Annotated in this window: 20 protein-coding genes; 8 read left to right on the plus strand and 12 right to left on the minus strand. The window is 70.4% G+C overall.

The window, feature by feature from the left end; translation table 11 throughout:
* Positions 1-25 precede the first annotated feature (25 nt).
* The 3 genes from IL992_RS12325 to IL992_RS12335 all read right to left on the minus strand — a co-directional run bounded on the left by IL992_RS12325 (position 26) and on the right by IL992_RS12335 (position 7,408).
* Positions 26-1,438 carry a glycoside hydrolase family 43 protein gene (locus IL992_RS12325; RefSeq protein WP_193203486.1) on the minus strand — a complete coding sequence of 471 codons (1,413 nt, stop codon included), beginning with the start codon at positions 1,436-1,438 and terminating at the stop codon, positions 26-28.
* Between the two features lie 24 nt (positions 1,439-1,462).
* The gene (locus tag IL992_RS12330; protein WP_193203487.1) at positions 1,463-4,027 is read right to left on the minus strand and encodes a glycoside hydrolase family 127 protein; all 2,565 of its coding nucleotides are present in this window, start codon (positions 4,025-4,027) and stop codon (positions 1,463-1,465) included.
* Between the two features lie 66 nt (positions 4,028-4,093).
* Positions 4,094-7,408, minus strand: coding sequence for a galactose-binding domain-containing protein (locus IL992_RS12335; protein ID WP_193203488.1), 3,315 nt, complete (start codon positions 7,406-7,408; stop codon positions 4,094-4,096).
* Between the two features lie 221 nt (positions 7,409-7,629).
* On the opposite strand from IL992_RS12335, the gene IL992_RS12340 reads away from it, so the two are divergent.
* Positions 7,630-8,664: a LacI family DNA-binding transcriptional regulator gene (locus IL992_RS12340; protein WP_319018506.1), complete on the plus strand. Its 1,035-nt coding sequence runs from the start codon at positions 7,630-7,632 to the stop codon at positions 8,662-8,664.
* A gap of 68 nt (positions 8,665-8,732) precedes the next feature.
* Here the strand turns inward: IL992_RS12340 and IL992_RS12345 are convergent, their stop codons facing one another.
* The 4 genes from IL992_RS12345 to IL992_RS12360 are packed head-to-tail and all read right to left on the minus strand — an operon-like array spanning position 8,733 to position 13,408.
* Entirely contained in the window at positions 8,733-10,472 is a 1,740-nt protein-coding gene (locus tag IL992_RS12345) for a glycoside hydrolase family 127 protein (RefSeq protein ID WP_193203490.1), read from the minus strand.
* Positions 10,465-11,247: a carbohydrate ABC transporter permease gene (locus IL992_RS12350; RefSeq protein ID WP_079312265.1), complete on the minus strand. Its 783-nt coding sequence runs from the start codon at positions 11,245-11,247 to the stop codon at positions 10,465-10,467. The genes IL992_RS12345 and IL992_RS12350 overlap by 8 nt, the downstream gene beginning before the upstream one ends.
* Complete coding sequence (locus IL992_RS12355; protein ID WP_193203491.1) at positions 11,244-12,128, minus strand: carbohydrate ABC transporter permease; 885 nt, start codon at positions 12,126-12,128, stop codon at positions 11,244-11,246. The genes IL992_RS12350 and IL992_RS12355 overlap by 4 nt, the downstream gene beginning before the upstream one ends.
* A gap of 8 nt (positions 12,129-12,136) precedes the next feature.
* A complete protein-coding gene (locus IL992_RS12360) occupies positions 12,137-13,408 on the minus strand; it encodes an ABC transporter substrate-binding protein (RefSeq protein WP_193203492.1) in 1,272 nt (423 codons plus the stop codon).
* A 203-nt stretch (positions 13,409-13,611) separates the two neighbouring features.
* Here IL992_RS12360 and IL992_RS12365 point away from each other — a divergent pair, with 203 nt between their 5' ends.
* Positions 13,612-14,619, plus strand: a complete 1,008-nt coding sequence (locus IL992_RS12365; RefSeq protein WP_193203493.1) for a LacI family DNA-binding transcriptional regulator — start codon at positions 13,612-13,614, stop codon at positions 14,617-14,619.
* An 83-nt stretch (positions 14,620-14,702) separates the two neighbouring features.
* Here IL992_RS12365 and IL992_RS12370 read toward each other — a convergent pair whose 3' ends face one another.
* Entirely contained in the window at positions 14,703-14,906 is a 204-nt protein-coding gene (locus IL992_RS12370; protein ID WP_193203494.1) for a hypothetical protein, read from the minus strand.
* 138 nt (positions 14,907-15,044) lie between these two features.
* Here IL992_RS12370 and IL992_RS12375 point away from each other — a divergent pair, with 138 nt between their 5' ends.
* Complete coding sequence (locus IL992_RS12375; protein ID WP_193203495.1) at positions 15,045-15,656, plus strand: TetR/AcrR family transcriptional regulator; 612 nt, start codon at positions 15,045-15,047, stop codon at positions 15,654-15,656.
* A 176-nt stretch (positions 15,657-15,832) separates the two neighbouring features.
* On the opposite strand, the gene IL992_RS12380 is transcribed toward IL992_RS12375, so the two are convergent.
* Entirely contained in the window at positions 15,833-17,218 is a 1,386-nt protein-coding gene (locus IL992_RS12380) for a glycine--tRNA ligase (protein WP_193203496.1), read from the minus strand.
* Positions 17,219-17,381: 163 nt separating this feature from the next.
* On the minus strand, positions 17,382-17,699 hold the full coding sequence (locus tag IL992_RS12385) for an antibiotic biosynthesis monooxygenase family protein (protein ID WP_142568246.1): 318 nt from the start codon (positions 17,697-17,699) through the stop codon (positions 17,382-17,384).
* Positions 17,700-17,821: 122 nt separating this feature from the next.
* Here IL992_RS12385 and IL992_RS12390 point away from each other — a divergent pair, with 122 nt between their 5' ends.
* From IL992_RS12390 to IL992_RS12400, 3 genes are all read left to right on the plus strand, one after another.
* Positions 17,822-18,244, plus strand: a complete 423-nt coding sequence (locus IL992_RS12390) for a DUF6703 family protein (RefSeq protein ID WP_319018507.1) — start codon at positions 17,822-17,824, stop codon at positions 18,242-18,244.
* A gap of 55 nt (positions 18,245-18,299) precedes the next feature.
* Positions 18,300-18,710: a Fur family transcriptional regulator gene (locus tag IL992_RS12395; protein WP_193203497.1), complete on the plus strand. Its 411-nt coding sequence runs from the start codon at positions 18,300-18,302 to the stop codon at positions 18,708-18,710.
* A 77-nt stretch (positions 18,711-18,787) separates the two neighbouring features.
* Positions 18,788-19,336, plus strand: a complete 549-nt coding sequence (locus IL992_RS12400) for a CGNR zinc finger domain-containing protein (protein ID WP_193203498.1) — start codon at positions 18,788-18,790, stop codon at positions 19,334-19,336.
* A 13-nt stretch (positions 19,337-19,349) separates the two neighbouring features.
* Here the strand turns inward: IL992_RS12400 and IL992_RS12405 are convergent, their stop codons facing one another.
* The gene (locus IL992_RS12405; RefSeq protein ID WP_193203499.1) at positions 19,350-20,144 is read right to left on the minus strand and encodes an isoprenyl transferase; all 795 of its coding nucleotides are present in this window, start codon (positions 20,142-20,144) and stop codon (positions 19,350-19,352) included.
* Between the two features lie 128 nt (positions 20,145-20,272).
* A complete protein-coding gene (recO, locus tag IL992_RS12410; protein ID WP_193203500.1) occupies positions 20,273-21,040 on the minus strand; it encodes a DNA repair protein RecO in 768 nt (255 codons plus the stop codon).
* Between the two features lie 266 nt (positions 21,041-21,306).
* Here recO and IL992_RS47570 point away from each other — a divergent pair, with 266 nt between their 5' ends.
* A complete protein-coding gene (locus IL992_RS47570) occupies positions 21,307-22,905 on the plus strand; it encodes a CDP-alcohol phosphatidyltransferase family protein (protein ID WP_193203501.1) in 1,599 nt (532 codons plus the stop codon).
* The gene (locus IL992_RS47575) at positions 22,902-23,612 is read left to right on the plus strand and encodes a DUF5941 domain-containing protein (protein ID WP_193203502.1); all 711 of its coding nucleotides are present in this window, start codon (positions 22,902-22,904) and stop codon (positions 23,610-23,612) included. Before IL992_RS47570 ends, IL992_RS47575 begins: the two co-directional genes overlap by 4 nt.
* The last annotated feature ends 80 nt before the right edge of the window (positions 23,613-23,692 follow it).

Below are 23,692 nucleotides of genomic sequence, written 5' to 3' on the forward strand. Positions count from 1 at the left end.
GGGATCCGGAAGGCGCTCGCCCCGCTCACGGCGCCAGGGCCTGGACCTCCAGCAGCCCGGTCGAGTAACCGCTGCGTGAGGTGAAGTTCAGCCGGATCCGCGTGGTGGTGACCGGCGTGAACGTCACGGTGTTGAAGGTGTTCGCGGCCACGCCGCACGCGCTCGCCCCGGGTACGTTCTGCCAGGCCGACCCGGTCCAGTACTGCACCGAGCAGGACGCCGGCAGGTCGATGCCCTGGTCGTCGTCGAACCAGTAGGCCCGCACCCGGTTGAGGGTGACCGCGGCCGGCCAGTCGTACTGCACCCATTGGGCGCCCTGCTGTGGCCAGTTGCCGTACACCGCGTGGGCCCGGTCGGCCGAACTGGCCGGGGTGTACCCGTCGTTGATCGCCGCGAGGCTCTCCCAGGAGGACACGTACGACGTCGAGGCGGTCGCCGTCAGCGCCTTGTTGTCACCGCCGGTGCCGCCGCCCCTGGTCTGGATCACCTTCTGGATCGTGCCGTCGGCGTTGAAGTAGAGCTTGTCCACCGCGACGGACCTGCGGAAGTTGCCGCCGCCCGGCGCGTCGGCCGTGTGGTAAACCATGTACCACTGCCCGTTGAACTCCACCACCGCCGCGTGGCTCGTGGTGGAGCTGACCTGGTCGAGGATCACGCCCCGCTGTGTCCAGGGCCCGAGCGGGTTGCTCGCGGTCGCGTAGCGCTGGCAGGCGTAGCTGGACGAGGTGACGCAGCCGTTGGTGTCGTTGGCCGCGTAGACCATGTAGTAGACGCCGTTCCGCTTGAACATCCACGGCGCCTCCCAGTAGTTGGTGAGGCCCTGCGGCGTGACGACCGAGCCGTCCAGTTCGATCATGTTGGACTTGAGCTTGGCCGCCCGCACCCCCCAGTAGCCGCCCCAGTAGATGTACGCCTGCCCGTCGTCGTCGGTGAACACGGTGGGGTCGATGTTCAGCGGCGACGAGTTCGGGGTGCTGTCGCTGATCAGCGGGCCGCCCTTGGCGTCGCGGAACGGGCCGAGCGGGCTGTCGCCGACCGCCACGCCGATGTCCATCCACCCCGGTCCGTTGCCGTTGACCGGGACATACCAGTAGTACTTCCCGTTGCGCGGCTCCACCTCCCCCGCCCAGGCGTCCGCGCCCGCCCAGGAGAAGTCGGCGATCGACAGCTTCGCCCCGTTGTCGGTCCAGGTGTTCGCGTCCGTCGACGAGAGCACGTGCCAGTCGCGCATAGAGAAGTTGGTCGCTCCCGGGGCCGCCTCGTCGTGCCCGGAGTAGATGTACATCGTGTTCCCCACCACGAGGGCGGCGGGATCGGCCGTGTAGATGGAGGTGATGATCGGGTTGGCGGCGTACGCGCCGCCCGCCAGGACCAGCACCAGCGTGGCCGCGATCGCGGCCACCGAGGACAGGCGCCGGCGCCAAAAGCGTCGTGACATGGATGAAGTGCCTTTCCGCGAGGGTTACAAGCCTGTCGAGTGGAGATCGGCGATCTCGGCGGCGGTCAGCGCCCGACTGTAGATCCGCAGCGAGTCGACCGCGCCCCGCAGGTAGGGGTCGCCGGCGTACTGCGAGCGGCCGACCCAGTTCCCCGTGGTGGAGCCGAGGTCGGCGGGGCGCAGCGTCATGCCCGTGGCGCGGGCCACCTGGGCCCCGTCGACGTACAGCGTTCCGGTGCCGCCGGCGGCGGTGACGGCGACGTGGGTCCACTTCCCGGTCGCCAGGGCGGCGGGGGCGTCGAGGCGCTGCTCCCCGCCCGAGCCGGTGGTGGTGACGGCGAAGCGGGCAGTCCCCGCCGAACTGCGCGGGGTCAGGAACATGTAGGCCGTGGTGCCGGCGCCGAAGTCGAAGACCCGCGACCACGTGTCGACGGCGTCCAGCCGGACCCAGAGGGCGACGGAGAAGGCCGTCGCGCCCGCGAGGATGCCGGAGGGCAGCGCCACGTGCTGCCCGCTTCCGCCGAGACCGGCGGCGTTGCCCGTGCGCCCCGCCGTCCAGGTCGCGCCGCCCGCCAGCGTCGCCGTACGGCCGTTGCCGGTGGCGTCGGCGGCGGTCGTCCCCGAGGTCTCGTCGAAGCGGTAGTGCGCCACGAACGGCGGCGGCGCGGCGGCGACCCTCCAGTAGACGGTGTAACGCTCCCCGTGCGTCTGGTGGAAGGGCCGCAGGGTCACCTGCCCGGTGCTCGCCGTCGCCGTGTAGTGCAGCGGCGTCGAGGTCGCCGTGATCGTGGCGGGGTCGAGCGTGGGCAGGGCGCCGAGGTTCGTCGTGCCGTACCCGCCGGCGAGCACGATCGGGCCGACCCTGACCGCCTGCACGGTCGCGTCGTCCGGCGCGGCCTCCCGCGTCAGCGGGGTGGGCAGGTCGACGTCGACGACGTCCCCGCTGTTCCACGTGCGGGTGAGCGCGGCGTACATGCCGGGGGTGAGGGTCAGCGCCTGCGCCGCGCCGTTGACCCGGATCCGGGCCCCGGAGGTCCAGGACGGGATGCGGATCCGGAACGTGGCGGCCCCGGAGCCGGTGACCGTGAGCCGGGTCGAGGGGGCCTCCGGGAAGGTCGTCTCCTGCCTGATCGTCAGCCCGCGCTCGGCCCAGGTCAGCTCGGAGGGGATGAAGAGGTTGACGTAGAGGGTGTCACCGGAGTGGAAGTAGACGCTGTCGCCATACTTGGTGTTGCTCTCCATCCCGGTGCCGTGGCAGCAGACGAAGCTGTCGTAGTCGTTGCTGTAGGTCTTGATCCCGCCCGCCCGCAGCGGCACGTAGTAGCACTGGAACCCGCGCGCCGAGTTCGGGTCCTGCGAGGCCAGGACGTGGTTGTAGAGCGTCCTTTCGTAGAAGTCCATCCGGTCGGCCCGCGACGGATCGGTGAGGAACAGCTGCCGGGTGAGCTTGAGCATGTTGTAGGAGTTGCAGCACTCGCAGGTGGTGTCGGACAGCTCGCTCGCGATGCGGTCGGGCGCCTTGAAGTACTCGCCGTTGGAGTTGCCCCCGATGGCGTACGTGTGGTGGCGGGTGACGATGTCCCAGAACGCGACGGCGATGTCGCGGTAGCGGGTCGTGCCGGTCGCGTGGTACTCCCGGATGGCGCCGATCACCTTGGGGATCTGGGTGTTGGCGTGGTAGCCGTTCAGCGCGTCGGTCCCGGCCGCGAGCGGGTCGAAGACCTCGGCGTGGTCGAAGTACTGCGCGGTGGCGAGGTGGGCGGGGTCTCCGGTGAGCTGGTAGAGGTTGGTCAGCACCTCGTTCATGCCGCCGAACTCGGTGTCGAGCATGTTCTGCCGCTGCGTGTAGCTGAGCCGGTCGCAGCGCAGCTTGACCCAGGCGGCCATGCCGAGCAGGACGGTCAGCGCCTGGGCGTTGCCGGTGAGCAGGTGCGCGTCGAGCAGCCCCGCCGTGATCTTGTGGAGCGTGTAGTAGGGGGCCCAGACCTGCTGGCGTGCCTCCACCCGGTCGATGAAGCTCTCGGGGAAGGCCGACAGGTAGCCGGCGTTGAACCCGGCGGTGGTGGCGCGGGCCTGGCATTCGGCCAGTTCGGCCACCAAGTAGTCGCTCTTGCTTTTGAACGACGCCGTGCCGGTGGAGGCGTACGCCTGCGACAGCGCGGACAGCAGGTGCCCGGTGGAGTGGCCGCGCAGTTCGGTGCTGGGCGACTCCCAGCCGCCGCAGGGCGTGGCGGCCGAGGCGAGTCCGACGTTGCGCCGGAAGGTGAGCAGCAGGCGGTCGGGGTCGAGGAACGACAGGTAGCTGTGCGTGCGCCCGGCGTTGGCCGCGAACGGCCCGCCCAGCAGGCGCACGGCCGTCAGCGGGAACGCGTAGGCGGCGACGCCGACGTCGGCGCGGGACGCCGGGAGGGAGGCACTGGGCACCAGGAGGGGGGCACTGGGCACCAGAGACGCGGGTGCGGCGGCAGCGGCGGGGCGGGCGGCCCCGGAGGCCCCGAGCGCGCCGGAGGCGAGCCCGGCCGCGCCGGCCACGAGCAGGTTTCTGCGGGACAGGGTTCTGCGGGACACGCTTCCGGGGGGTTCTGGCATGGCTGTCTCGTCTTCCGTCGGAGTGGGGGGTGCGGGGGAGGCCGCTCGCCTCCCCCGCCTGACGCGTTACGAGCCGTACGCCTTGACTTCGAGCAGCCCGACCGAGTAACCGGAGGCGCTCTGCAGCAGCACCCGCAGGCGGGTGGTGCTCACGGGGGTGAAGGTCACGCTGTTGTACTGGTCGGCCGCGACCGGATAGCCGCTCGCCCCGGCGACGTCCACGTAGGCGCTGCCGTTCCAGTACTGGAGCTTCCACGACGCCGGCAGGTCGATGCCCTGGTCGTCGTCGAAGAAGTAGACCTGCGCCCGGCCGACCGTCACCGCGGACGGCCAGGTGAGGGCAGCCCACTGCTCACCCTGGTTGGGCCAGGTGCCCCAGCGCGGGTTGACCGTGTCGTTGGAAGACGGCGGGTCGATCCCGTCGTTGATCGCGGCGACCGACTCCCACGACGAGGTGTACGAGGCGGAGGGCGTCGCCGACTGCGCCAGGTTGGTGACCGGCGGCGGGTTGGTGCCGCCACGGTTGTAGATCTTGATTTCGGTGAGCCCGCTCTTGGCCCCGGACGGGTTGGTCATCAGCACCCGCACCCGCTGCGCGGTGACCGGGCTGAACTTGACCAGGTTGTAGTTGCCCTGCGGGGTGGCGGGCGTCTTCGCCTGGCCGCTCACGGTGGTCCAGGTGCTGCCGTCGAGGTACTGGATCTGGTAGGCCGACGGCGGCCGGTAGGCCGTGCTCGCCGGGCGGCTGTCCTTGAAGTAGAGCCTGACCTCGTCGAAGGTCTTGGCGCTGCCGAAGTTCACCTCGTACCAGTCCTGGGCGTTCGGCGAGCCGGCCGCGCCCCAGAACGGCTCGTTGATCGGGAATCCGTCCACGGCGGAGGCCGTGGTGGTGCCCGAGCCGGTGTAGGAGGCCGACACGGTGGCGCCCTGGGCGAGGTTGGTGAGGTTCGCGGTGATATCGGCCCCGGCCTTGGCCAGCTCGTCGACCACCCGCGGATCGGTGTGGACGACCTGCTGCGGCGCCTTCATCCCGGCGACCGCCTGGTTGTAGGAGACGGTCCCGGTGGCGCCCCCGGTGAAGGTGACCGACCCGGTCGCGGGGTCCCACACGAACGGCGCCAATCGGTCCACGGTCACGGCCCGGGCGCCGTTGACGTAGATCGAGTATCCCTGCGGCACCCCGGCGTACCGGGTGACGCCGTCGGACGGGTCGTCCCAGACGATCGACAGGTCGGCGTCGCGATAACGGATGTTGTTGACGGCGAAGTGGTCCCAGCCGATGTCGATGGGCGACAGCTCCACTTTGGCGTCGTCGCGCGGGCGCAGCCCGGCCACGTCCTCGATCAGCGTCCAGTTGGCGCTGCCGAGGATGTTGTGGTGGATCCACGATCGGTAGGTGATCGACGAGCCGTTCCAGTTCGCCCAGAACTCGTTGGCGTCGGGCCAGCGGGTGTCGCCGCCGACGTACTGCGCCCAGGCGTTCCAGTAGAGCAGCTTCTTGTAGTCGTCCTTCGTGATGTAGGAGGTCGGGTAGTTGCGAATGGCCGAGGAGAACAGCCGGAACTGCACGGTCGAGTTGATCGTGGAGAAGTTGTTGCTGCCGGGGTTGCCGGCCGCCGCCGCTGCCGCCTTGTCCTTCTGGTTGGCCGTGTAGAAGGGGAAGACCGGATACTCGGCCGGGTCGGCGAACAGCCGCAGCGCCTCCCGGTAGGTCGCCGTGTTCGGCATCAGGCCCACGGCGTACGGGTAGAAGTTGTTGATCTCCTTCCACGGGTCGAGCGTGTTCGTCGCCACGTGGCGGTGCTCCAGCACCCGGTTCGCCGGGTCCCACAGCACGTTGACCACGGCGTTCTGCACGCGGGTGGCGAGCGCGCGCATCTCGGCCGCCTTCGTGGCGTTGCCGATCACGTCGTACGCCTTGGCGGCGGCCAGGGCCCCGCTGTAGACGTACGCCGACTCGGTGCGGTCGAGGTTGCCGCTGCGCCAGTGGAACGACACGGCGTCGGCGTCGTTGCCGGTGAGGGCGCCCCAGTCGTACTCGATCAGCCCGTTGCCGTCGTGGTCGTAGTAGGAGAGCTGGCCCTTGGCGTCGCCCTCGGCGTACTTGGCGAGGTTGGCCGCGACGGCGGGCGGCCCGCCGTGGATCTGGTAGCTGCGCCAGGCCGCCTCACCGATGTACTGGGTGTAGCTGTTGGACCAGTTGGCGGGGTCGCCCGGATTGTCGAGGAACCGGCCGCCCTTCGACACCTGCCCGACCGACAGCCAGTCGCCGTACGCGTAGAGCGGCGTGCGCAGATACTTCAGGTCGTCGATGTGCATCGGCTGGGTGAGCACGATGGCGTTGTTGTAGCCGAGCGCGCCCTCGACGGAGGTCGGGAACTGGTAGGTCTGGCCGGGCAGGTTCGCGTCGAGGTTGTTGAACCGCATCAGCCACCAGCGGTAGTAGTAGTTCTTCGTGATCGCCGGCTCGGGCGAGTCGAAGTAGGGGATGTTGTCCGCCCACCACCGGTTGTAGGCCCGCACGTGCGTGGCGAAGGCGGTGGCGGCGTCGTAGCCCTTGTAGGCGTTGTATTCGCTCAGCGACTCGGGGATCTCGTCGGTGACGAAGCCCATGACGAGCTTCACGGTGACGGTGGCGCCGGCCGCGACCGTCACCGAGCGGTTCAGTCCCCCGCTGGAGACGGTGAACCCGTCGCCCGACAGCCGGGGGCGGATCGTCGTGAGGTTGTTGAAGGCGTTCACGGTGCCGGTCAGCTCGTTGCCGCTGCCCGAGGTGGCGTACGGCGAGGTGGCGCGCAGTTGCAGGGTGGTGGAGGCGGTGCCGCCGTTGGTGATCGCCAGGTTGGCCACCGCGACGTTGTTGTCGGTGATGAACTTCGTCTGCTCGATCCGGACGTTGCCGCTGGTGTGGACGCTCTTCCAGTGGCTGGGGGCCTGCTTGCGCTGGGCGGCCTGCTCGGTGAACGTGCCGGGGGTGACGGCGACGGTGAAGGCGCTCTGGTCGTTGATGCTCTCGATATAGGCGACCTTGCCGGCGAAGCCGAGCGTGCCGGGCGTGTGGGTCTTCATGAACAGGGCCCGGCCGCGCGTCATGAGGATGCCGCCATCGGCGTCGGAGGGGTCGCTTCCGCCGGTGCGGCTGAGCAGCCGGTCGATCCAGAAGTCGGTGCCGGAGCTCTCGGAGTCGTAGACGGCCCGCAGCATGTTCCCCGTGCTGTAGCCGACGGGTGACGTGGGGATGGCGGGACCGGTGAACGTGGGATAGCCGATGGTCTGGGCGGCGGAGGCGTCCTGCCTCGGAACCATGAGGGCGCCGATGACGAGGCAGAGCACCACCGCCACGGTCAGGGATCTGAACCGGGGGTGGACGAACGCCGGCATCACGTCACCTCCTTCGGGGTGGTGGGGGGACGGTCATCCGGGGGCGGATGCCGCGCTTGAGCCCACAATCGACGCCGAAAAGGTTTTCGGCAACGTTAACTTTCGGTAACGAGATCAGCGCGCCCGCGGCATTGATGGCGGCGCGCTCACCCGCATATGGTCGGGGCGTGCGGGCGCCTTCTCCCGGCGCCTTTTCTGAAATGTCTTTCGAAAGGATTTCGGTGGGCCGACGTCGTTCCGGAATGGTGACGCTCACCGACGTCGCCGCCCGGGCCGGGGTCTCGGTGGCGACGGCTTCCAAGGCCCTGAACAACCGGGCCGAGGTCGCCGAGGAGACCCGGGCCCGGGTGCGGCGGGCCGCGGCCGAGCTGTCCTTCCGCCCCAACGCGCTGGCCCAGGGGCTGATCTCCGGCCGCACCCGCACCATCGGGCTGCTCACCGACGAGCTCGGCGGGCGCTTCTCCATGCCCGTGCTGCTCGGGGTGGAGAACGCGCTGGGCAACGAGGAGATGTCGGTCGTGCTCTGCGACGCGCGCGGCGACGCCATCCGGCGCCAGCACTACATCCGCACGCTGCTGGCCCGGCAGGTCGACGGGTTCGTCATCCTGGGCGAGAGCAACGACGTGCGGCCGTCCCTGACCCGGGACATCCCCGTGCCGGTGGTCTACGTGTACGGCGAGTCCAGCGACCCGGCCGACCTGTCGATCCTCGCCGACGACACGGGAGGCGCCCGGCTGGCCGCCGGGCATCTGATCGCGCTGCGCCGCCGCCACATCGCCCACATCACCGGCCCCGAGTCCTACCGGGCCGCCCGCGACCGGGCCGCCGCCCTGCGCGCGGCACTGGACGAGGCGGGCCTGGACCTGGCCGGCGGCGAGCCCTTCTTCGGCGAGTGGTCGCGCCGGTGGGGCCGCCACGCCACCCGGATGCTGATCACCGCGGCCCCCGAGGTGGACGCGATCTTCTGCGGCAACGACCAGATCGCCGACGGCGCCTGCGAGGCCCTGGCCGCCCTGGGACGGCGCATCCCCGACGACGTCGCGGTGGTGGGCTACGACAACTGGGAGGCGCTCGCGGCCGACTGCCGCCCGCCGCTGACGACCATCGACCTCAACCTGGAGCAGCTCGGAGCCGCGGCGGTCGAGCACCTGTCGGCCGCCCTCGACGGGCACCGCACGTCCGGCGTCGTCCGGCAGACGGGGCGGCTGGTGGTGCGGGAGTCGACCGGTCCGCTCCCCCGCCGCCCCGGCAACTGAAATCCACGGAGAATTACCGCTCCGGGCTTTTCCGAATTAGATTAGAAAAGGTTTTCGGCATGAATCTTTCAGCGGGCTTCAGGCAGCCAGACACGCATCGTCGCGGGCCCCCGGTTGCCCCAGCGGTGGTAGGGCACGAGCCACAACACCATCGGCTCTCCCTGCTCCGTCCGGGCCTCCCCGTACGGCCAGCCGTCGTCCTCGGCGACGACGTGACGGGCGGCGACCTCCAGGGACGGCCCGCGCTCCACCGGTGGCGTGGCGGTGCTGACCTCGATCTGCGACAGCAGCGGCGCGTCTCCGGGCGACTCCGCGCAGTAGACCAGGGGCCCGCGCTCGACCGCCACGCACCCGCGCACGGCGTCCACCCGGGGATCGGCGCGGACCCAGCGCGGGGCCATCGGGACGTCGAGACGGACCTCCTCGCCCGGCTGCCAGGAACGTTCCCACTCGTGCACTCCGCCGCCCGCCCAGCCCGGAATGCGCACCGTGATCCGGCGCGGCTCCGCCGGAGCCTCCTCGACGGTCAGCGTCACCGCCCCCGACCAGGGGTAACCGGTGGAGAGCCGGACCCGCAGCCCGTCGTAACCGATTACCGACGGCGTGATGTGCTGGATCTGGATTCCCCGCTCGTCGGCGGTCGCGAGGTAGGCGGGCAGGGAGGCGAAGGTGCGGGCGAGGTTCGTGGGACAGCACGACACCTCGCGCCAGGGGGCGCGCAGCCCGCCCTCCGCACGCGGGCTGACCCCCTCGACCTTCTCCCCCGGCACCCGCACCTGGAGGGGGTTGGCGTAGAAGAACGACTTCCCGTCGAGCGCCGGCCCGGCGGCGACGACGTTGTAGAGCGTGCGCTCGGCCAGGTCCGCGTAGCGGGGGTCGCCGGTCGCCAGCAGCAGCCGGTGGGCCAGCATGACCGACGCCACCCCGGCGCAGGTCTCGTTGTAGGCGCGGTCGGGCGGCAGCTCGTAGTCGTCGCCGAACGCCTCCCCCGAGTGCCGCGAACCCATGCCGCCGGTCAGGTATGTGCGCCGGGCGACCGTGCGCTCCCACTGCCGCTCGACGGTCTCCAGCAGTTCCTTGTCGCCCGTCTCCACGGCCAGGTCCACGACCCCGCAGGCCAGGTAGAGCGCGCGTACGGCATGGCCGCGGAACACCTCGGCCCGCCGTACGGGCAGGTCGTCCTGGTAGTAGGCGCGGCCGAACTCGATGTCGGCGAGCGCCGGCAGCCCGCGCCGCTCGACGAACCGGCGGGCCATCTCCAGGTAGCGTTCCGCGCCGGTCTCCCGGTAGAGCTCGACCAGCGCCATCTCGATCTCCGGGTGCCCGCAGACCCCCGTGCCCTCCATGAACGTCGCGCAGACGTGGTCGGCGGCGCGGCGGACCACGTCCCACAGCTCGTCCTCGCCGTGGGTGCGCTTGCGCGCGATCCCGGCCTGGATCAGGTGGCCGTAGCAGTACAGCTCGTGGCCCCACTCCAGGTCGGTGTACCGCGCGCCGGGCCACTTGGTGTTGAGATAGCCGTCGGCCTCCTGGGCCGCGGCGACGACGCGGGTCAGCTCCTCGATCCGCGGGTCGCCCGCCCAGGCCATCGCCTCCATCAGCTTGTAGACCTCGGAGTCGCTGAACTCGCGTCCGCGCCGCGGCTCGCCCGTGAAGTTGCCGATCCATCCCACCCGCTCCATCCACGTGTAGCAGTGGTCGATGATCGTCTGGGTCGGCTGCGATCCCCAGAACCCGGGGAGCAGGCGGACGTCCGGCAGGCCGAGGGGGGCGAGGGCGCCGGAGGAGGGGACGACGGGACTAACCACGCAAGGCTCCTGACATGAATCCGCGGACGTAGTAGCGCTGCAGGACGAGGAAGAGCAGCAGGCAGGGCACCGCCATGACCATGACGCCGGCCTGCAGCATGCCGTAGTCGATCGCGCCGAACGTCTTCTGCGTCATGCTGACGACGGCGACCGGCAGCGGGAAGCTCGATCCGTCGTTGAGCAGGATCAACGGCGCGAAGAAGTCGTTCCACGAGGCGAGGAACGCGAACAGGCCGACGGTGATCAGGCCGGGCCGCACGGCGGGCAGCAGGATGCCGATCAGCGCGCGCAGCGAACCGCACCCGTCGACCATCGCGGCCTCCTCCAGCTCCTTCGGGACGGCCTCGAAGGAGTTGCGCATCATGTAGGTGGCGAAGGGAAGCTGGAACATCACGAAGACCAGGGCCAGCCCGACCAGGGAGTTCTGCAGCCCGACGTACCCGAGCAGGACGTACAGCGGGATGAGGATGGTGGCGTAGGGCACCATGAGGATCGCGAGCGTGGCCAGGAAGAGCAGGTTCTTGCCGGGGAAGCGGAACCGGGCGAACGCGTAGCCGCCGAGCGCCGAGACGACGACGGTGCCGACGACCGTGATCACGGACACCAGCAGGCTGTTGCCGAAGTAGCGCGGCAGGCCCTCGCCGAACCGCGCCATCTGCGCGTAGTTGCCGAGCGTGTAGCCGCCGTCCTGTCCCCGCAGCGAGGACCAGCCGCTCCACAGCAGCGGGAACAGGAACAGCACGGCCAGCGCCGACCGGGACGAGTAGTACCTCATCTCAGGACCTTCAGCTGGAGGGTGTTGAGCGCGACCAGGACGGCCAGCAGCACGACGGAGATCGCGGCGGCGCCGCCGAGGTCGAACTTGAAGAACGCGTTGCGGTAGATCACCATCACCATCGAGACCGTGCTGTTGTCGGGCCCGCCGTTGGTGAAGATGAAGAACTGGTCGAAGGCGAGCAGCGACCCGGTGATGCTGAGGATCAGCATCAGCGCGAGGGTCGGGCGCAGCAGCGGCAGCGTGATCTTCGTGAACACCTGCCAGCGGGACGCGCCGTCGGACCTGGCCGCCTCGTAGACCTCGACCGGGATGGACTGCAGGCCGGTCAGCAGGATCAGCATGTTGAACCCGGCGAAGCGCCAGAGCACCAGCACGATCGTGGAGGTCAGGGCCATGTTCGGCGTGCCGGTCCACTTCACGCCGAGAAACCCGAACGGGCCGACGTCGTTGTTGAGCATGCCGTAGAACAGCAGCGCCGCCGCGGCGAACCCGACCGCGCCGGGCAGGAAGAACGCCGTACGGAAGAAGCCGACGCCGGGCCGGCGCTCCTGCACGAGCAGCGCGAGGCCGAGGGCCAGCGCCGACAGCAGCACCGTGATGATCGCGGTGTACTTCAGCGTGAAGACCACGGCGCCGGGGAACAACGGGTCGTCGGCGATCTTCGCGTAGTTCGCCGGGGCGTTGAACGCCGGCGCCCCCAGCAGCGGCCACCTGTGCAGCGACATCACGACGACCAGCACGAGCGGGGCGAGGAACAGGGTGAGGACGATCACGGCGGTGGGCGCCGCGTAGGCCATCCCGGCCAGCGCGCGCAGGGTGCCCGGACGGGCCGGGGCGCGTCGGCCCCGGCCCGCACGGGCCGCCGTCACCTGGGTCATGCCTGTCATCACTGCTGGAGGGACTGGTTGACGGACTCGTTGAGCGAGGCGACCTTCGAGGCGTCCCCGAAGACGGCCTCACGCGCCAGCCTGAGCCACGGCCCCTGCGGGTCGTTGAACGTCTGGCCGAACTTCAGCGCGTACGGCGTCCTGCCCTTGGCGACGAGCGAGTTGATCAGCACCACCCGCGGGTCGGCGGACGAGTACTTGTTGTCGGCCAGGTCGGTGCGGGCCACGACGTCCTTGTTCTTGGCCATGACCTCGACCTGGGCCTCGTCGGAGACCGACCAGGACAGGAAGTCCCACGCCTCGTCCGGGTGCTGGGAGGTGGACGAGATGCCGACCGAGTCGCCGCCGACGAAGGTGGACTCGCCGCCGTCGGGGCCCGCGATGGGCGCGACGCCGATCTTCATGTCCGCCGGCATCGACCCGAGCGTGGTGGACGGCATCGGCATCACGCCGATCTCGCCCTTGGGGAAGAAGCCGGTCCAGGTCGGCCCCTGCTCCTCCTTGGTGGTCGGTCCGGTGACGCCCTTCTCGTACAAGCTCCGGTAGATCGCGAAGACGTCGGTCATCGGCGACTTGTCCACCAGCGACTGGGTGCCGTTTTCGTTCAGCACGTCGCCGCCCGCGGCCCAGACGGACGGCCAGAACGTGAAGACGTAGCAGCCTCCGCAGTTGCCGCCGAAGAAGGTGCCGTGGACCTTGCCGTCCTTGCCCAGCTTCTCCTGCACGGCGGTGGCCTGCTCGGCGAACTCCTTGAGCGTGGCAGGGCCCTTCTCCGGGTCGAGCCCCGCCTTCTTGTAGAGGTCCTTGTTCCAGAACCAGACCGACAGGTCGAGGGTGTGCGGCAGCGTGTACTGCCGGTTCTCGTACGTGCCGAGCCGCATGTGCGAGGGGGCCAGCGCGTCCTTGAACGGGAGCTTGGCGATGCGGTCGGTGATGTCCAGGAACAGGCCCTGCGAGGTGTAGTTGGGCACGAAGATCACGTCGGCGGCGAAGATGTCGGGGAGCTGCTTGGCCCCCGCCGCCGCGGCGATCCTCGGCTGGTAGTTGTCGGTGGGGATGACGGTCAGCTTGACCCGGTTCTTGTGGGTCTTGTTGTAGGCGTCGACCAGGCGCTGGCTCTGCGCCTGGGTGGCGGCGCGGGTCCACATCGTGACGGTGACCGGGCCGCTCGACCCGGCCGATGCCGATCCCGCGGGCTCGCCGCCGCCGCAGGCCGCGAGTGCCGCGGCCAGGAGCGCTGCGGCCGTGATCGCCGGCAGTCGTCTGAACATCGGTGCTCCTTACGGGGGGTGTGCCGTGGTGGGCAGGTGCTCCTCGCGTGAAGATCACGGAAAACGACCTAAAAGGTTTTCGGAAACGTAGCCGCAACATACGCCGCCGTCAATGGCATGCCTAGTCCTTGCGCCATCACGGGACGGCGACTATCTTCGGCACAGCCGTAGTCGCCCCTAGTCTGAAAAGGTTTTACGTATCGATGGCTCCTCCGCAACGACCCGCCACGATCACCGACGTGGCCGCCCTCGCGGGGGTCTCGATCGCGACCGCGTCCAAGGCGCTCAACGGCCGGGGACAGGTTCGCGCGGAGACCCGCAGGCGCGTCTTCCAGGCAGCGGAAGAGCTGTCGTTCCAGCCGAACGCGCTGGCCCGCAGCCTGCTGACCGGGCAGACCCGCACCATGGGCCTGCTCACCAGTGACAGCGTCGGCCGTTTCGGCATCCCCGTGCTGCTCGGCGCCGAGGACGCGTTCGGCGCGGGCGAGATGGCGGTGCTGCTGTGCGACGCCCGCGGCGACGCCATCCGCGAGCAGCACCACATCCGCACGCTGCTGGCCCGCCGGGTGGACGGCCTCATCGTCGTGGGCGAGAGCACCGACCCCCGCCCCTCGATAAGCCGCGATCTGCCCGTACCCGTCGTGTACGCCTACGCGCCGTCGGACGACCCGGACGACGTGTCGTTCGTGCCCGACGACGTGGACGGCGCGGCGCAGGCCGTACGGCACCTGGTGACCCTTGGCCGGCGCAGGATCGCGCACGTCACCGGCCCGCAGCACTACCAGGCCGCCCAGGACAGGGCGGCCGGGGTGACGCTCGCGCTGGAGGAGGCGGGCCTGCCGATGTCCGGCGGCCAGGTCCTGTACGGCGTGTGGTCGCAGCGCTGGGGACGGCAGGCCGCCGAGGTGATCCTGCGCGCCGATCCCGAGGTGGACGCCGTCGTCTGCGGCAGCGACCAGATAGCGGCCGGCCTCGTGGAGGCCGCGCGGGAACGCGGGCGACGGGTGCCGGAGGACCTCGCGGTGGTCGGCTACGACAACTGGGAGGTCCTGTCCACGGAGACCAGGCCCCCGCTGACCACGGTCGACATGAACCTGGAGGTGCTGGGCCGCACGGCGGCCCAGCACCTGTTCGCGGCGATGGACGGGCGGGCGACACCCGGCGTGCACCGCATGCCGTGCCGTCTGATCATCCGCGAGTCGACCGTCTGAGCGGCAGGAGGACTCCGGCGGCGATCCCGCCCACTCGCAGCGGGCGACCTCGCGAGCGTCCGCGCGGGGTGCTCTACTCGGCCTTACTTGGCCTTCTTGCCGCCCCAGCCGGCCAGTGATGCTCCGAGGACGGCGGCCACCGCGTAACACGCCACCCGCACCCCGAATCCGCCGGGCAGCCATGCGAGCAGCCCGGCGTTGTCGTGGTCGGCCAGCAGCCGGATGGCACCTTGTGCCCCCAGAACCAGCAGCAGCATGCCAAGGATCAACACGGTGACGTGTCTCATCTGCGCTCTGTCTCCCATCGCGTCCGCAGGGCAGTGGCGGCAGGCGCGCCCGCCGCAGTTTTATGGTTCGAACGCACCATAACATTGTCTTGGTACGATCGCACCACAACGAGCACGGAGGACAGAGGACGGACGGGTATGCCGCGACAGGTGGACCACGACCAGCGCCGGCGCCAGATCGCCGAGGCCGTGTGGCGCCTGGCCACCCGTGGTGGCCTGGAAGGCGTCACCTTGAGGCAGGTCGCGGCCGAAGCCCAGGTCTCCGCCCGGCTGCTGCAGTACTACTTCGGCACCCGCGACCAGTTGCTGCTCGGTGCGCTGAAGATCCTCAATGACGACGCCGAGCAACGAGCCCGCGAACGACTCGCACGACTCGGCGAAGCACCCGGCGTACCGGCACTCGTGCGGGGAGTGCTGCTCGAACTGCTTCCGCTGGACGAGGAACGGCGCAACCGGCATCTGGTGTACGCCGCCTACTTCATCCCTTTCCTCACCGACCCCGCCATGGCCAAGGCTGCCCGGGACGCGCCACACGCACTGGAGGACCTCGTCGCCGGTCTGATCAGGCAAGGCCAGGAACTCGGCCAGGTGCCCCGCGACCTCGACGCCGCGGCCGAGGCCGCGTTCCTGGTGGCAGGCGCCGACGGGATCCAGACCACCGTCCTGCTCGGACAGCGGACCCCCGAGGAAGCTGTGAGCCTGATCGATCATCAGCTCGCCCGCGTTTTCGGAGCCACGATCGGCGACTGAATGTGTCACCCACCCAAGCGCCGTGCGCCGCCGCGACGCCCAGCAGCCCCCGGCATCTGCGAGATCGAGGTGGACTCCGTCCAGCGGCGCATGCAGGCCGTTGGCGTAGTCGGACGGCCCGCTGCCGCAAAAAGCGCCTGTCCGGAAATTTCCGGACAGGCGCCTCGTTGCGTGCTCTAGTCGTTGAGGTGCTGGCGCAGGTACGACTCGACCTGGTCGAGCGCGACCCGCTGCTGGGCCATGGAGTCCCGCTCGCGGATCGTCACGGCCTGGTCCTCCAGGGTGTCGAAGTCGACCGTGATCGCGAACGGCGTGCCGATCTCGTCCTGGCGGCGGTAGCGGCGGCCGATGGCGCCCGCGTCGTCGAAGTCCACGTTCCACCGGCGGCGCAGCCGGGCCGCGAGGTCGCGGGCCTTCGGCGACAGGTCGGCGTTGCGCGACAGCGGCAGCACCGCGACCTTGACCGGGGCCAGGCGATGGTCGAGGCGCATCACGGTCCGCTCCTCCATCACGCCCTTGGCGTTGGGCGCCTCGTCGACCGTGTAGGCGTCGAGGAGGAAGGTCAGCGTCGCGCGGTCCACACCGGCCGCCGGCTCGATGACGTACGGCACGTAGCGCTCGCCCGACTCCTGCTCGAAGAAGGACAGGTCGGTGCCGGACGCCTTGCCGTGCGCGGTGAGGTCGAAGTCGGTGCGGTTGGCGATGCCCTCCAGCTCGCCCCACTCGCCGCCGGCGAAGTTGAAGCGATACTCGATGTCCACGGTCCGCTTCGAGTAGTGGGACAGCTTCTCCTTCGGGTGCTCGTAGAGCCGGAGGTTGTCCTTGTTGATACCGAGGTCGACGTACCAGCGCAGGCGCTCGTCGATCCAGTACTGGTGCCACTCCTCGTCCGTGCCGGGCTTGACGAAGAACTCCATCTCCATCTGCTCGAACTCACGGGTGCGGAAGATGAAGTTGCCCGGGGTGATCTCGTTGCGGAAGGACTTGCCGATCTGGCCGATGCCGAACGGTATCTTCTTGCGGGCCGACTGCTGGACGTTCAGGTAGTTGATGAAGATGCCCTGGGCGGTCTCCGGCCGCAGGTACGCCAGGCCCGACTCGTCCTCCACCGGGCCGAGGAACGTCTTCAGCAGACCGCTGAACTGCTTGGGCTGGGTGAACGCGCCCTTGTTGCCGCAGTTCGGGCAGGTGATGTCGGCCAGGCCGCCCGCCGGCTCGCTGCCGTGCTTGGCCTCGTACGCCTCGATGAGATGGTCGGCGCGGTAGCGCTTGTGGCACGCCTGGCACTCGGTGAGCGGGTCGGTGAAGGTGTCGACGTGGCCGCTGGCCTGCCAGACCTCGCGGGCGAGGATGACGCAGGAGTCGAGGCCGACGACGTCGTCGCGGCCCTGCACCATGGCCTTCCACCACTCGCGCTTCACGTTGTTCTTGAGCTCGACACCGAGGGGGCCGTAGTCCCAGGACGCCCGCAGGCCTCCGTAGATCTCGCTCGACGGGAAGACGAGCCCGCGGCGTTTGGCGAGGCTGACGATCGTTTCCAAGACGTCGGTGCGACGTGCCATCAGTGGAACTCCATCCGGCTGGGTGTCGGCGTTGAGATCGGGGTCAGCGTGCGTTGTTCGCTGAAGCGGGCGGGCCGACCCGGCCGCCGTGCCGCGGCTGCGGGACGTCCGGCCACCTGCCCGGATCCGTGCTCAAGCTTAGGGGAATCCGGCGCCCCCGCGCTCAAGCCTTGCCCACGGTCCCCGCGCTCGCCCCCTCACCCGGCAGCGCGTAGACGCCCTCGAAGGCGCTGGGCTCGTTGATCATAAGGGTCATCAGGGGATACATCACCATGCGGGCCGCCGACAGGGCGCGCCGGTAGTAGCCCGCGCCCTCCCACTCGCTGACCACGGCCCACAGAGCCGGCTCGTCCACCGACCTGCCGATCTGCCCGCGCAGGTATCCCGGCTGCGCGGCCAGCAGGTCGAGGATGGCGCGCGCCTGGGCGGCGAACTCGTCGGCGCGGGCGCCCGGCACCGAGTAACGGATCACGGCGAGCATGCCGCCCAGCATGCCACCCCTCACGTACGCCCCGGCGGGGAGGGGGGCGGCGCGGGCGGAAGGAGCACAGCGGGCGACGCGACGGGGCGAAGATTGGGCGGACGCGCACTAGGCTCGAACGCGTGGGAAGCGAAACCGAACCGCCGCGCCGTCAGGTGCCGGCCCATCCTCTGGCGAGGAAGCCTCCCGTCCGGGGGAACGCGGCGTCCCCGCGGGTGCGGCGGCCGCTGCCGCCGGGCGAGCAGTTTTTCACGCCCGGCGCCACCGGGCTGCGTGCGGCGTTCGAGCGCAGGAGCGCCGCGCCGCTGGTCTTCCTGTTCCAGCAGCCCCGCTGGGTGGTCCCGCTGGTCATGGTGGCCCTGCTGATCGCCGGGCTGGTGGTGCCCGACTGGCGTGGCGGGGTGGCCGTGCTTCCGGTGCTCGCGTTCATCGTCTGTCTGGCCTACCTGTCGTGGCCCTCGCTGCGTCCGGTGGGCCGGTTGCTGCGTGTGGCGGTCGCGACGTTCCTGGTCCTCCTCGCCGCCACCCGTTTCGGCCTGATCTGACGCGAACCGGCCTAACCTGGTAGGTCGTAGGGCGAAGCCGTACACAGGAGTCCTGATGACGAAGAGCCGCGACGCCGTTCACGAGATCCTCCGCCAGAGCCGGGGGTTCCGCAGCGCGCAGGACGTGTTCGCCGAGATGCGCGCGGTCGGCTCGAAGATCGGCCTGACGACCGTGTACCGGGCGCTCCAGTCGCTCTCCGACGCCGGCCGGGTCGACGTGCTGCGCACCGACGAGGGCGAGTCGGTCTACCGGGCGTGTCAGACCGACACGCACCACCACCACCTGGTGTGCCGGGAGTGCGGGCGCACCGTCGAGGTGGCCGGGCCGGACGTGGAGCGCTGGGCCGAGGTCGTCGGGGCCGAGCACGGCTTCATCGACGTCACCCACACCGTGGAGGTCTTCGGCACCTGTTCCTCGTGCGCGGAGGCGGCCGCGTCTCGCGCGGAGGCGGCCGGAAAGAGCTGACCCCGCCCCGCACGGGCTCCCTGAGAGGTACGCTGCCTGCGCCGCGACAGGGACCGCCGCGACAAAAGGGAGATGGCGTGCCGTTCAGCCATGACATGGTGTACTCGCTGGCGACGGTGGTGGACCTCATCAACACCGGCGCCGGCGAGCGCGACGGGCTGGCCGAGGTCGGCGACCTGGAGGAGTTCGTCCGCAGGCGAGAGGTCAGCGGAGTCGGGACGGTGACCCGGCGGGACCTCGCCGAGGTCCAGGCCCTGCGCGAGGAGTTCCACGCCGTGTTCACCGCGCCGGACCAGCCGACGGCGGTCGGCCTGCTCAACACGCTGCTGCAGCGCACCCGCATCACGCCGCACCTCGCCGAGCACGACGGCCACCCTCTCCACGTCCACTACTTCGCGCCGGGCTCGTCGGTCGCCGAGCACCTGGCCGCCGACTGCGGCGTCGCCCTCGCCCACGTGCTCGTGGAAAACGAGCGGGATCGCCTGCGCACGTGCGCGGCGCCCGACTGCTCCCACGTCTTCGTGGACGAGTCGAGGAACCGCTCCCGGGTCTACTGCGACAGCCGGACCTGCGGAAACCGCATGCACGTCGCCGCGTACCGGGCCCGCCGCCGCGACGCCTCCTGACGCCGGGCTCCCGCTACCGCCCGGCGTCCCGGTTCCGCGCCACCTCGTTCGGAACGGCCCCGCCATACCTGCGGTCGCGCTTGGCGTAGATCTCGCAGGCCTGCCACAGGTCCCGGCGGTCGAAGTCGGGCCACAGCTGGTTGAGGAAGACCATCTCGGCGTACGCGGACTGCCAGAGCAGGAAGTTGGAGGTGCGCTGCTCGCCGGACGAACGCAGGAACAGGTCCACGTCCGGGATCTCCGGCTCGTCCAGGTAGCGGGCGAAGATCTTCTCCGAGACCTTGTCGGCCTTGACCCGGCCCTCGGCGATGTCGCGCGCGAGCCGCACAGCGGCGTCGACGATCTCCGCGCGGCCCCCGTAGTTCACACAGAACTGGAGGGTCAGCGTGCTGTTGCCGACCGTCATCCGCTCGGCGTCCTCAAGCTCCTTGATCACGCTCTTCCACAGCCGCCCGGGGCGCCCGGCCCAGCGGACCCGCACGCCCATCGCGTTGAGCTGGTCGCGCCGCCGGCGGATGACGTCGCGGTTGAACCCCATGAGGAAGCGCACCTCGTCCGGCGAGCGCCTCCAGTTCTCCGTGGAGAAGGCGTACGCCGACAGGTAGGGGATGCCGATCTCGATGGCGCCCTCGATGACGTCGAACAGCGACGCCTCGCCCATCTTGTGCCCCTCGGTCCTGGGCAGCCCGCGCGCCTTGGCCCAGCGGCCGTTGCCGTCCATGACGATCGCCACGTGCCGCGGCAGCAGGTCGCGCGGGATGGCGGGCGGGGTGACCCCGGACGGGTGCGGAGAGGGAGGACGGACCATGTACCGAGGGTATTGCGTCCGGACCGGTCCTCAGGCGCGCGAGACGTGTGGATCCCGTGCGGATTCCGTGCGTTCCCCACCTCACGCCGAGGTTACCGAGGACACCCCCGGACGCCCGCGAGGGCCGCTCAGATGATCCTCGCTTCGCTCGCGGTCACCTGAGCAGGCCACTCCCGTTCCACGTGACGCAGCGAGCGGATCCCGTGCTCCAGGTGCCACTGCAGGTACGCGGCGACCAGGCCGCTGCACTCGGCGCGGTGCCGGGACTCGGAGGCGTCGGCGGCCGCCCAGTCGCCGCGCAGCAGGGCGATCATCAGCGCGATCGTCTCCGCGGCGGGCACCGCGGCGCCGGCCGGGCGGCAGGCGCCGCACACCACGCCACCGGCGACGATCGCGAAGGCGCGCACGGCCTCCGCGCCGCACCGCGCGCACTCCGACAGCGCGGGGGCGTAGCCCGCCACGGCCAGCGAGCGCAGGAAGAACGCGTCGAGCACCAGACGGGCCTCGTGGCCGCCCTCGGCGAGCGTGCGCAGTCCGCCGACCAGCAGCAGGAACTGGCGCAGCGCCGGCTCCTTCTCCCCCACCGTCAGACGGTCGGCCGTCTCCAGCATCGCGGTCCCCGCGGTGTACCTGGCGTAGTCGGCCACGATCGCCTCGCCGTACGGGTGCAGGGTCTCGACCTGGGTGATCACGTCGAGCGACCTGCCGCTGTGGAGCTGCAGGTCGACGTGGGAGAACGGCTCCAGCCGCGCGCCGAAGCGCGACATGGTCCTGCGCACGCCCTTGGCCACGCCGCGGACCTTGCCGGTGCGCCGGGTGAGGATCGTGATGATGCGGTCGGCCTCACCCAGCTTCTGGGTGCGCAGCACGACGCCCTCGTCCCGGTAGAGGCTCACCCCGCCATCGTATGGGTGCGCGCAGGCGTCCGCCCCGCCAGACGGGCATTCGCCCCGTTGATGGTCATGAATGGTGAAAATTCGGTAATGATCCGGCGACGATGCCGGGCGACGAACCCTCTCCAAGCTGTACATCCAGGGACCGTACGGTAAACCTGGGGTGCATCGGTTCAACCGAAAGGTCACTAAGCTTTGGCTTCCGGCGGACTTCCCCGCGCCGGTCAAGCCTGAGGGCCTGATCTCCCCCCGTTGCGTGAAAGGTTGCCATGACCCGCGTGGTCCTGCTGGGCGCCCCGCCCGGCCCGATCAGTCCCCCGCCGCCCGGCGGCCAGCCCGCCCTGCCCGCGGCCATCACGCTGAAATCGCTGCCCGGGGCCCCCTCCGCGTACGACAGGCTGCTCGCGCAGGCCGCCGCTCTGGACCCCGAGCCGACGACGATCGCCCGGCCGGGGGACGCCGCCGCCTACCGCAGGCCGTACGGCCGGGTGGTGGAGAGCCCCGACGTCGCCGGCGACCTGCGCGCGCTGGCCGACGCGGTCGAGGGCGCCGAGGAGAACCTGCTCATCCTGCCGGCCGACTCGCTGGTGCACGACGAGCTGATCTACCAGATCACCAAGGCCAAACGGGGGGCCATCGCACTGGTCGTCCGGGAGGAGCGGCAGGAGCGGGACGAGAACGAGCCTCCGGAGGAGGAGGTGCCGATCGAGGAGGCGGAGCCCGAGATCGGCGAGAAGGTCATCGAGGGGCTGCCCCAGCGCACCCGCATCGGCCGGAGCCGGATCGTCTCGGTCGGCACCGCCTACCACGCGGTGACCCGGCCGAACGCGGCGCTGCTCGGACCACTCCACCTCCACCAGCGGCACCTGCAGACCCTCGCCGAGGTCGCCCGCGAACTGGCGGACATGGCCCACCTGTTCGGCCCCGAGGACGACGTGACCGAGCTTCTCGTGCTCGGCCTGGTCCGGCGCGGCGTGTCGGTGGGCCGGCGGGGCCGCCGCGACCTGTTCTTCCGCCGTATCCGCAGTCAGGCCGACGCCGACGAGGCGCTGGCCGAGATGGCGGACTTCGACGAGGACCGGGCCCGGCTGAACAACGCCGTGAAGGGCGCGGACGGCTTCTTCACCACGTTCTTCGTCAGCACCTACTCGCGCTTCATCGCCCGCTGGGCGGCCCGCCGGGGGCTCACGCCCAACCAGGTGACGCTGATCTCGATCGCTCTCGGCCTGCTGTCGGCCGGCGCGTTCGCCACCGGCACCCGCTGGGGGGCGGTGGCCGGCGCGGTCCTCATCTACTTCGCGTTCGTCTTCGACTGCGTGGACGGCCAGGTCGCCCGCTACGCGCGCAAGTTCGGCGTGCTCGGCGCCTGGCTGGACGCCACGTTCGACCGGTTCAAGGAGTACGCCGTCTTCGTCGGACTCGCGGTCGGCGCGACGGTGTCCGGGCAGTTCGGCGACGGCGAGGGCGTCTGGACGCTGGCGCTGGTCGCGCTGGCCCTCCAGTCGGTCAAGCACCTGCTGGACTTCTCGTTCGGTGCGGCCAACCGGCGCAAGGCGCCCGTGCCGCTGCCCACGCTGGACCTGACGGTCGCCGACGACCGTCCGCTGCGGGAGGCGCTGGAGCAGCGCAGGGCGAGCCGGAGCACCGGCGTGCGCGGGCTGCTGAAGCTGTGGACCAAGGCCGGCAAGTTCCGCCCGGTCCACTGGGCCCGCAAGATGATCGTGTTCCCCATCGGCGAGCGTTTCGCCGCGATCGCGATCACCGCCGCGTTCTTCAACCCCCGGGTGACGTTCCTCACGCTGATCGTCTGGGGCGGCGTCGCGGCCACCTACACCCTCACCGGACGTCTCCTGAGGTCGCTCGCATGATCACTCAGCCGCAGGCCACCACGCCGCTTCCGGACCCGGACGAGGAGCGCCGCCGCGTCCAGACCGCGCGCCTGCTCGCCTACCGCGACGACGGCCCGCTCGCCACCGCGCTGAAGGGCTCCCTGGGCCGGCTGCTGCCGCCCGTGCCCGCGACCGTGGTGGCGCTGATCGCGATCGTGGCGCCGGCCGTCGCCGGCGTCCTCACCGACGGCCCGATCCTGCTCGTGCCCGTCGCCGTGCTGCTCGTGCTGGTCCTGCCCACCGCGGGCCGCGACCACCTGGGCCGCTTCGACTGGCTCACTCCCCCGCTGCTGCGTGCGGCCGAGTTCGTGACGATCACCCTGCTCGGGCTGGCCGAGGACACGCCCAAGTGGCTGCTGTTCGTGCTGATCTACGTGATCGGCTACCACACGTACGACACCGTCTACCGAACCCGGCAGGGCATCTGGCCCCCCGCCTGGCTCTACCAGGCCGGGCTCGGCTGGGAGGTCCGCCTGCTGGTCCTGGGCGTGGCCGCCGCCGCCGGATGGCTGACCCCCGTGGCGGCCGTCCTGACGACGTACCTGCTCGTGCTGTTCGCCATCGAGAGCGTCACGAGCTGGGTCAGGCTGGACAAGGCCTCCGCGCAGGCCCAGGCCGACCAGGACCTGGAGCAGTCGCCCGAGGAGGCCGCCGAGCAGGTCACCGGCGAGGCCGAGCAGGGCTGACCCGGCGGGCCCCTGGCACGACGGCCCCTGAGCGGCCGGTGATCCGCATCCGCGTGCTCGGCGCGCTCAAAGCCGAGGTC

It is taken from the genome of Microbispora sitophila (assembly GCF_014892245.1).
In the GTDB taxonomy this organism is placed as follows: Bacteria; Actinomycetota; Actinomycetes; order Streptosporangiales; family Streptosporangiaceae; genus Microbispora; species Microbispora siamensis.